Raw genomic sequence first — 7771 nt, forward strand, 5'->3', positions numbered from 1 at the left:
GGGGCGAAAGGGGCGTTCACGATCGGGGGATCGCCGCCGCGATCGCCGGCCGCGCCGGTTGCGGGGGGCGGCGCGCCCGCCGTAGCCTGCGGCGTGGCAGGAAGGAGGGCGGGCTCTGCGCAGGCTCGCGGCGATGCTGGCGGTGGTGGCGGCGCTGGCGGCGGGCGGGCCGGCGGCGGCGCTGTCGCTCATCCGCGATGCGGAGATCGAGCATACGCTGGGGCGCATCGCCGATCCGTTGCTGCGCGCCGCCGGGCTGCGGCCGGGGGCGGTGCGGATCTACATCGTCAGCGACCGCGAGCCGAACGCCTTCGTGGCCGGCGGGTCGAACATCTTCATCCATACCGGGCTGATGACCGAGCTCGATTCGGTCGACGAGCTCAGGGCGGTGATCGCGCACGAGATCGGGCATATCACCGGCGGGCACCTGGCGCGGCGGGGGGATGCGACGCGCGGGGGCGCGGGCATCGCCGCGATCGGGATGCTCGGGGCGCTGGCGGCGGCGGCGGGCGGCGTGCCCGAGGCGAGCGTCGCCATCGCCGCGGGCAGCGCGCAGGTGGCGCACCGGAGCGTGCTCGCCTACAGCCGCGGCGAGGAGGCGAGCGCGGACCAGGCGGGGTTGCGCTATCTGGCGGCGGCGGGCGGCGACCCGGAGGCGATGCTCGACGTGCTCGACCGCTTCCGCGGGCAGGATGCGCTGCTCGCGGCGGGGCACGTCGATCCCTATGCCCAGAGCCATCCGATGTGGAGCGAGCGGATGGCGCTGATCGAGGACCGGGTGGCGAAGATGCCGCCGGGCAAGCCGCCCTCGGCGGAGGACGCCTACTGGCACGGGCGGATGGTGGCGAAGCTCGACGCCTTCCTCGGCAGTCCGGCGCAGACGCTGCGCAAGTATCCCGAGCGCGACGGCTCGGAGGCGGCGGAGCTGGCGCGGGCGATCGCCTGGCACCGGCGGCCGGACGGGGCGCGCGCGGGGGCGGCGATGCGGGCGCTTCTGGCGGCGCGGCCGGACGATGCCTACTATCTCGACCTCGAGGCGCAGTTCCTGCTCGAGAGCGGCAAGGCGGCGGCGGCAGCCGGGGTCTACCGGCGGGCGGCGGGGCTGGCGCCGAAGGAGCCGCTGATCCTCGGCGGGCTCGGGCGGGCGCTGCTCAACATGGACGAGGCGGCGGCGACCGCGGAGGCGCGCAACGTGCTGGAGCAGGCCTTCGCGCTCGACAAGGCCAACGGGGCGGTGCTGCGCGACCTGGCGCTGGCCGAGGCGCGGCTCGGCAACGAGGGGGCGGCGGCGCTGGCGACGGCGGAGCGCTTCGCGGTCGAGGGGCGGTTTCGCGACGCCGACCGGAATGCCGAGCGGGCGGCGGCGCTCTTGCCGGAGGGGTCGCCGGGCTGGCGCCGGGCGCAGGACATCATTAGCATGGCGCGACGCGCGCTGAAGTGAAGGACCCGATGCGAGCTTTCCTTGTTCCCCTTGCCGCCGCCCTGATGGCGCTGGCGATCGCCCTGCCCGGCTCGGCCGACGAGCCGCAGGCCTCCTCGCCCTTCTCCCCGGCGGAGCGGGAGGCGCTGCACGCCGAGATCCGCGGCTACCTGCTCGCCCATCCCGAGGTGCTGCAGGAGATGATCGCGCTGCTCGAGCAGAAGCAGCAGGCGGCGACGGCGGAGAACGACCGCAACCTCGTGGCGATGAACGCGGACGCGATCTTCGACGACGGCTTCTCCTGGGTGGGGGGCAACCCGGAGGGGGCGTTCACGCTGGTGGAGTTCCTCGACTACCAGTGCGGCTTCTGCCGGCGGGCGCAGCCGGAGGTGGTGGAGCTGCTCGCGAGCGACGGCGACATCCGGCTGATCGTCAAGGAGATGCCGATCCTCGGGCCGGGCTCGGAGCTGGCGGCGCGGGCGGCGGTGGCGACGATGATCGCGGAGGGCGAGGAGAAATACGCCGCGCTCCATGCCAAGCTGATGACGGTCGAGGGCGGGATCACCGACGCGAGCCTCGATGCGGCGCTGACCGAGGTGGGGCTCGACCCGGCGGCGATCCGCGCGGCGATGCAGGATCCGGAGGTGGAGCGGCGGCTGGGCGAGACGCGGGCGCTGGCCGAGAAGCTCGCCATCGCCGGCACGCCGACCTTCGTCTTCGACGACCGGATGGTGCGCGGCTACCTGCCGCTGGCGCAGATGCGGGCGCTGGTCGCGGAGGTGCGGGAGGACGGCTGAGCCGCCGCCCGGGCCGCCGCCGGAGGTGTGCCCGGGCACGGGGTGGGCACGCGTGCCCATTTGGTCAAGCCATTGATATCGCTGAAGAAGGGCCTTCAGCGTAAAGGAAATGGCAACCTTCGTTAACGCGGCCGGGCACGGGCCGGTGTGCCCGCCCGCGCCGGCGAGATTTCCGCCCTTCCAACCCCGCGCCGCGCCGAATATACAGGAACCTGCCCCGGGGCCGGGTGAGGCGGCGAAGTCCGCGACAATAAGAACAGGGCGCACATGAGCAAAAGACCGCAGGAGTCGGACATAGAGTTCATCAAGGCGCTGGCCGAGCTCCTGCGCGCGAACGATCTCACCGAGATCGAGGTGAACCGTGACTATGGCGACGACGACGGGCTGACCGTGCGCGTGGCCCGGCAGGGGACGGTGGTCGCCGTCCCGACCCATGCGCCGGCGCCGGTCGCCGCGGCCCCTGCCCCGGCGGCATCGCCCGCCCCGGTGCCGGGGCCGGCGATGCCCGTCGATCCGGCCGACGATCCGGGGGTGGTGCCCTCGCCCATGGTCGGCACCGTCTACCTGCAGCCCGAGCCGGACGCCCCGCCCTTCGTCCGGGTGGGCGACCAGGTGAGCGAGGGGCAGACGATCCTGATCGTCGAGGCGATGAAGACGATGAACCAGATCGCCGCTCCGCGCGCCGGGCGGGTGAAGCGCATCCTCGTCGCCGACGGCCAGCCGGTGGAGTTCGGCGCGCCGCTCCTCATCCTGGAATGAGCGCGGCATGTTCAAGAAGGTCCTGATCGCCAACCGGGGCGAGATCGCGCTGCGCATCCACCGCGCCTGCAAGGAGATGGGCATCCAGACGGTGGCGATCCATTCGACCGCCGATTCGAACGCGATGCACGTCCGGATGGCGGACGAGAGCGTCTGCATCGGGCCGCCGCCGGCGGCGACGAGCTATCTGCTGATGCCGGCGATCATCGCCGCCTGCGAGATCACCGGCGCCGAGGCGATCCATCCCGGCTACGGCTTTCTCTCGGAGAACGCGAAGTTCGTGCAGATCTGCGAGGACCACGGCCTCACCTTCATCGGGCCCTCGTCCGAGCATATCCGCCTGATGGGCGACAAGATCACCGCCAAGGAGACGATGAGGACCCTCGGCGTGCCCTGCGTGCCGGGCTCGGACGGGGCGGTGCCGACGCTGGAGGAGGCGCGGCGGATCGCCGGCGAGATCGGCTATCCGGTCATCGTGAAGGCGACGGCCGGCGGCGGCGGGCGGGGGATGAAGCTCGCCCGCTCGGAAGCCGACATCGACGGCGCCTTCCAGACCGCGCGGGCGGAGGCGAAGGCGGCCTTCGGCAATGACGAGGTCTATCTCGAGAAGTATCTCGGCGCGCCGCGGCACATCGAGGTGCAGATCTTCGGCGACGGCAAGGGCAAGGCCGTGCATCTCGGCGAGCGCGACTGCAGCCTGCAGCGGCGGCACCAGAAGGTGATGGAGGAGGCGCCCTCGCCGGCGATCGACGCGCGGACGCGGGTCAGGATCGGGCGGATCTGCGCCGACGCGGTGGCGAAGATCGGCTACGCCGGCGCCGGGACGATCGAGTTCCTCTACGAGAAGGGCGAGTTCTACTTCATCGAGATGAACACCCGCCTGCAGGTGGAGCATCCGGTCACCGAGGCGATCTACGACGTCGACCTGGTGCAGGAGCAGATCCGCGTGGCGGCGGGGCTGCCGATGTCGTTCAGCCAGGCCGACCTCGAGCCGTCGGGGCACGCGATCGAGTGCCGGATCAATGCCGAGCGGCTGCCGCAGTTCCAGCCGAGCCCGGGGCGGGTCGACACCTACTATGCGCCGGGCGGGCTCGGGGTGCGCATGGACAGCGCGATCTACGGCGGCTACGTCATCCCGCCCTACTACGACAGCCTGATCGGCAAGCTCATCGTGCACGCGCGGACGCGGCCGCTGGCGCTGGCGCGGCTCCGCCGCGCGCTCTCCGAGCTGGTGGTGGACGGGGTCGACACGACGACGCCGCTCTTCGACGCGCTGCTCGACGAGCCCGACATCCAGAAGGGCGACTACAACATCCACTGGCTGGAGAAGTGGCTCGCCGAGGAGCGCTGACGGCGGTGCGAGACGAGCTGCCCGAGATCACGCCGACGATCCTCCTGCAGGCCTATGCCTCGGGGGTCTTTCCGATGGCGGAATCGGCCGACGCGGGCGAACTCTTCTGGGTCGATCCCGCGCAGCGCGGCGTGCTGCCGCTCGACGGGCTGCACGTGCCGCGGCGGCTGGCGCGGAGCTTTCTCAAGGACGCGTTCGAGATCCGCATCGACGGCGACTTCGCCGGCGTGGTCGCCGCCTGCGCCGCGCGGGAGGAGACCTGGATCAATGCCGAGATCGAGCGGCTCTACCGCGAGCTGCACCGCATGGGGCATGCGCATTCGGTGGAGATCTGGCAGGAGGGGGCGCTCGCCGGCGGGCTCTACGGGGTGGCGCTCGGCGCGGCCTTCTTCGGCGAGAGCATGTTCAGCCGCCGCCGCGATGCCTCGAAGCTCGCGCTGATCGCGCTGGTCGCCCGGCTCCGCGCCGGCGGCTTCCGCCTGCTCGACACCCAGTTCGTGACCCCGCACCTGGCGCGTCTCGGGGCGATCGAGGTGAGCCGGGCCACCTATCGCCGCGCCCTGGAGGCGGCGGTGAACCGGCCGGCCGACTTCCTGGCGCTCCGCCCGGACGCCGACCGTCAGCTCCTGCTGCAGCTCAGCACCCAGACGTCGTAGCGCGGGTGGTCGAGCGCCGAGAGCGCCGGCGAGGAGGCGAACATCCAGCCCGAGAAGCGCGGCGCCGGCTCGCGGATGTCGCGGATGCGGAGGAAGGCGAAGGCGTCGGCGCCGGGCTCGGCGCGCGGCACGCGGCAGTCCTCGGCGGTGATCTCGAGATGGCCGAAGCTGGTGGTCTCGCCCACCGTCATGTCGATGTCGCGGGTGGTGCCGTTCAGGTTGTCGAGCGCGCGCAGGTGCAGGACGCGCGCCTCGACCGTCGCCTGGGTGTCGTCCACCCGGGCCGACTGCGCCGCGACCGCCTGTCCGGCAGCGAGGGCGAGGGCGATGCCGAGGAGCGCGGGGCTCATTTGCCGGTCCCGAAGCGCATGAGCAGATTGAGCAGGCTGACCGAGCCCTGCGTGTTCACCACCTCGTCGCCGCTCTCCAGCACCTCCTCGGCCGCCCCCGGGGTGATCTCGACGAAGCTGCCGCCAAGCAGGCCCTCGGAGGCGATCTTGACGTCCGAGTCGGTCGGCAGGCGCAGCTTGCCGTCGACGGTGAAGGTGGTGCGCGCCTCGAAGGTCGCCGGGTCGAGCTCGAGGCCGGTCACGCTGCCGACGTTGATGCCGGCGAGCCGCACGTCGGTGCCGACGGTGATCCCCTCGGCGCTGCGGAAGTTCGCGTGCAGGACCGTCGTGTCGCCGCCCATCTGCAGGCCGCGGCTCTGGCCGGCGTAGAAGACGAAGCCCGCGGCGGTGGCGAGGACCACCGCGCCGATCACCGCCTCGGCCGCGCTGTTCGCCATGGCTCGCCTATTCCGGTGTCCAGGCCTCGTAGTCCGGCCGCGCCTGCCGGTTCCCGGCGAGGATGCTGCCCGGCGGGCGGTAGGCGAGATCGGTGCCGGTCATGTTCGGCACGTAGGGCTTCTGCCAGGGCCGGCGCGGCAGCGGCGACGTCGTCGGCGGCTCCTGCCAGGTGTGGTGCAGCCAGCCGTGCCACTCGGGCGAGATGCGGCTGGCCTCGACCTCGCCGTTGTAGATCACCCAGCGCCGCGAGCCGTCGGCATTCTGGTAGAAGACGTTGCCTTCGGCGTCCTCGCCGACGCGCTTGCCGTGGCGCCAGGTGAAGAACTGGGTGCCGAACGTCTGGCCGTTCCACCAGGTGAAGAACTTGAGCAGGAACGTCTTCAGTCCCATGGGCATCCTCCGCTTCCGCCCCTTATGGCGCATGCGCCGGCGGGGGTCCAGCGGCTACGCGCGCGGCGGGGCGCCGCGCGCGCAAGGGGGTCAGCTCATGAAGAAGGCCTGCGTGCCGTGCGCCTCGATCGCCTCGGCGAGGCGGCCGAGGGCGTGGACGTAGGCGGCGGTGCGCATCGGGATTTCCTTCTCGCGGGAGATGTTCCAGATGGCGCGGCCCTCGCGCTCCATGATGGTGCGCAGCCGCACGTGCACCTCCTCGAGCGGCCAGTAGTAGCCGTGCCGGTTCTGCACCCATTCGAAGTAGGAGACGGTCACGCCGCCGGCGTTGGCCAGTATGTCGGGCAGCACCACCACGCCGTTCGCGGCGAGGATCTGGTCGGCCTCGGGGGTGAGCGGCCCGTTGGCGAGCTCGAGCACCACCTTCGCCTTCAGCCACGGGGCGTTGCGCGCGTCGATCATGTTCTCGAGCGCGGCCGGCACGAAAAGATCGCAGCCTACGCCGGGGAGCTCTTCCGCGGGCAGCAGCGCGTGGCCGTCATGCCCGACGGTGTCGACCACCGAGCCGCCCGCGTCCTTGGCGGCGATGAGCTTGTCGACGTCGAGCCCGGCGTCCGAGGCGACCGCGCCGTGCGAGTCCGAGACGGCGACGATGCGGTGGCCGTCGGCGACCATCAGCCGCGCGATGTGCTGGCCGGCGTTGCCGAAGCCCTGCACGGCGACGCGCATCTCCTGGCCGAGCCCGAGCTCGTCCGCGAGGTGCCTGACGAGGTAGTAGCCGCCGCGCGCCGTGGCGTCGCCGCGGCCGAGCGAACCGCCGAGGGCGATCGGCTTGCCGGTGATGACGGCCGGCTCGGCCTGGCCGACGATCTGGGAATATTCGTCGGCCATCCAGCCCATCACCATCGAGTTGGTGTAGACGTCGGGTGCCGGGATGTCGCGGTCGGGGCCGATGATGCGGGCGAAGGCCTGGATGTAGGCGCGCGACAGGCGCTCGAGCTCGGCCTTGGAGAGCTCGCGCGGGTTGACCTGCACCGCGCCCTTGCCGCCGCCGTAGGGGAGCCCCATGACGGCGCACTTGAAGGTCATCCAGAAGGCCAGCGTCTCGACCTCGGCCGAGCTGGCGTCGGGATGGTAGCGGATGCCGCCCTTGGTCGGGCCGCGGGTGTCGTCGTAGCGGCAGCGCCAGCCGACGAAGGACTTTCGCGACCCGTCGTCCATGCGGATCATCAGCCGGACCTTGGTCGTCTCGCGCGGGAACTTCAGCTTCTCGATCACGTCCTGGTCGACGTTCAGGTGCTTGGCGGCTTCGTCCAGGCGCTGGAGGGCGTGCTCGAAAATGCTGTCGTCCGACATCATGGCTCCTATAAGCGGAAGTAGCGGCCGAATAATCCGGCAGACCTCGCATATCGGATGAGGATCCCGACTGCAACCGCAGAGGGATGCCGTGTAACCGCCCTGAATGTCGGCCGTTTCAACCTGAGGGATAGTGGCCGGACACCGCCGGGCGCGTTGCGCCCGGGGTCAGGAGGCCGATGCGGAGCCTTCCTTGCGATCGGCGTAGATGAGCAGCGGCTCGCCCTTGCGGGTGATGCACTCCTCGTTGACGA

Annotated in this window: 9 protein-coding genes; 5 read left to right on the plus strand and 4 right to left on the minus strand. The window is 71.5% G+C overall.

Annotated elements, in window-relative coordinates; genetic code table 11:
• Positions 1-133 precede the first annotated feature (133 nt).
• The 5 genes from Q0112_RS08895 to aat all read left to right on the plus strand — a co-directional run bounded on the left by Q0112_RS08895 (position 134) and on the right by aat (position 4983).
• On the plus strand, positions 134-1441 hold the full coding sequence (locus Q0112_RS08895; RefSeq protein WP_297974124.1) for a M48 family metalloprotease: 1308 nt from the start codon (positions 134-136) through the stop codon (positions 1439-1441).
• Positions 1442-1449: 8 nt separating this feature from the next.
• On the plus strand, positions 1450-2217 hold the full coding sequence (locus Q0112_RS08900) for a DsbA family protein (protein WP_297974127.1): 768 nt from the start codon (positions 1450-1452) through the stop codon (positions 2215-2217).
• Positions 2218-2484: 267 nt separating this feature from the next.
• Positions 2485-2976: an acetyl-CoA carboxylase biotin carboxyl carrier protein gene (accB, locus tag Q0112_RS08905; protein WP_297974130.1), complete on the plus strand. Its 492-nt coding sequence runs from the start codon at positions 2485-2487 to the stop codon at positions 2974-2976.
• 7 nt (positions 2977-2983) lie between these two features.
• On the plus strand, positions 2984-4327 hold the full coding sequence (gene accC, locus Q0112_RS08910) for an acetyl-CoA carboxylase biotin carboxylase subunit (RefSeq protein ID WP_297974132.1): 1344 nt from the start codon (positions 2984-2986) through the stop codon (positions 4325-4327).
• Positions 4328-4332: 5 nt separating this feature from the next.
• The gene (aat, locus tag Q0112_RS08915) at positions 4333-4983 is read left to right on the plus strand and encodes a leucyl/phenylalanyl-tRNA--protein transferase (RefSeq protein ID WP_297974135.1); all 651 of its coding nucleotides are present in this window, start codon (positions 4333-4335) and stop codon (positions 4981-4983) included.
• On the opposite strand, the gene Q0112_RS08920 is transcribed toward aat, so the two are convergent.
• The 4 genes from Q0112_RS08920 to Q0112_RS08935 form a co-directional block, all read right to left on the minus strand.
• Complete coding sequence (locus Q0112_RS08920; protein ID WP_297974138.1) at positions 4947-5333, minus strand: DUF2155 domain-containing protein; 387 nt, start codon at positions 5331-5333, stop codon at positions 4947-4949. The genes aat and Q0112_RS08920 overlap by 37 nt on opposite strands.
• The gene (locus Q0112_RS08925) at positions 5330-5770 is read right to left on the minus strand and encodes an outer membrane lipid asymmetry maintenance protein MlaD (RefSeq protein WP_297974141.1); all 441 of its coding nucleotides are present in this window, start codon (positions 5768-5770) and stop codon (positions 5330-5332) included. The genes Q0112_RS08920 and Q0112_RS08925 overlap by 4 nt, the downstream gene beginning before the upstream one ends.
• 7 nt (positions 5771-5777) lie before the next feature.
• Entirely contained in the window at positions 5778-6161 is a 384-nt protein-coding gene (locus Q0112_RS08930) for an NADH:ubiquinone oxidoreductase subunit NDUFA12 (protein ID WP_297974144.1), read from the minus strand.
• A 90-nt stretch (positions 6162-6251) separates the two neighbouring features.
• Positions 6252-7520, minus strand: a complete 1269-nt coding sequence (locus Q0112_RS08935) for a Glu/Leu/Phe/Val dehydrogenase (protein ID WP_297974147.1) — start codon at positions 7518-7520, stop codon at positions 6252-6254.
• Positions 7521-7771 lie beyond the last annotated feature (251 nt).

The organism is uncultured Amaricoccus sp., assembly GCF_937858865.1.
Lineage (GTDB): Bacteria > Pseudomonadota > Alphaproteobacteria > Rhodobacterales > Rhodobacteraceae > Amaricoccus.

Coding starts and splice junctions, on each gene's coding strand:
- Q0112_RS08895 (WP_297974124.1), top strand. CDS start 134: ATGCTGGCGGTGGTGGCGGCGCTGGCGGCGGGCGGGCCGGCGGCGGCG.
- Q0112_RS08900 (WP_297974127.1), top strand. CDS start 1,450: ATGCGAGCTTTCCTTGTTCCCCTTGCCGCCGCCCTGATGGCGCTGGCG.
- accB (WP_297974130.1), top strand. CDS start 2,485: ATGAGCAAAAGACCGCAGGAGTCGGACATAGAGTTCATCAAGGCGCTG.
- accC (WP_297974132.1), top strand. CDS start 2,984: ATGTTCAAGAAGGTCCTGATCGCCAACCGGGGCGAGATCGCGCTGCGC.
- Q0112_RS08920 (WP_297974138.1), bottom strand. CDS start 5,333: ATGAGCCCCGCGCTCCTCGGCATCGCCCTCGCCCTCGCTGCCGGACAG.
- Q0112_RS08925 (WP_297974141.1), bottom strand. CDS start 5,770: ATGGCGAACAGCGCGGCCGAGGCGGTGATCGGCGCGGTGGTCCTCGCC.
- Q0112_RS08930 (WP_297974144.1), bottom strand. CDS start 6,161: ATGGGACTGAAGACGTTCCTGCTCAAGTTCTTCACCTGGTGGAACGGC.
- Q0112_RS08935 (WP_297974147.1), bottom strand. CDS start 7,520: ATGATGTCGGACGACAGCATTTTCGAGCACGCCCTCCAGCGCCTGGAC.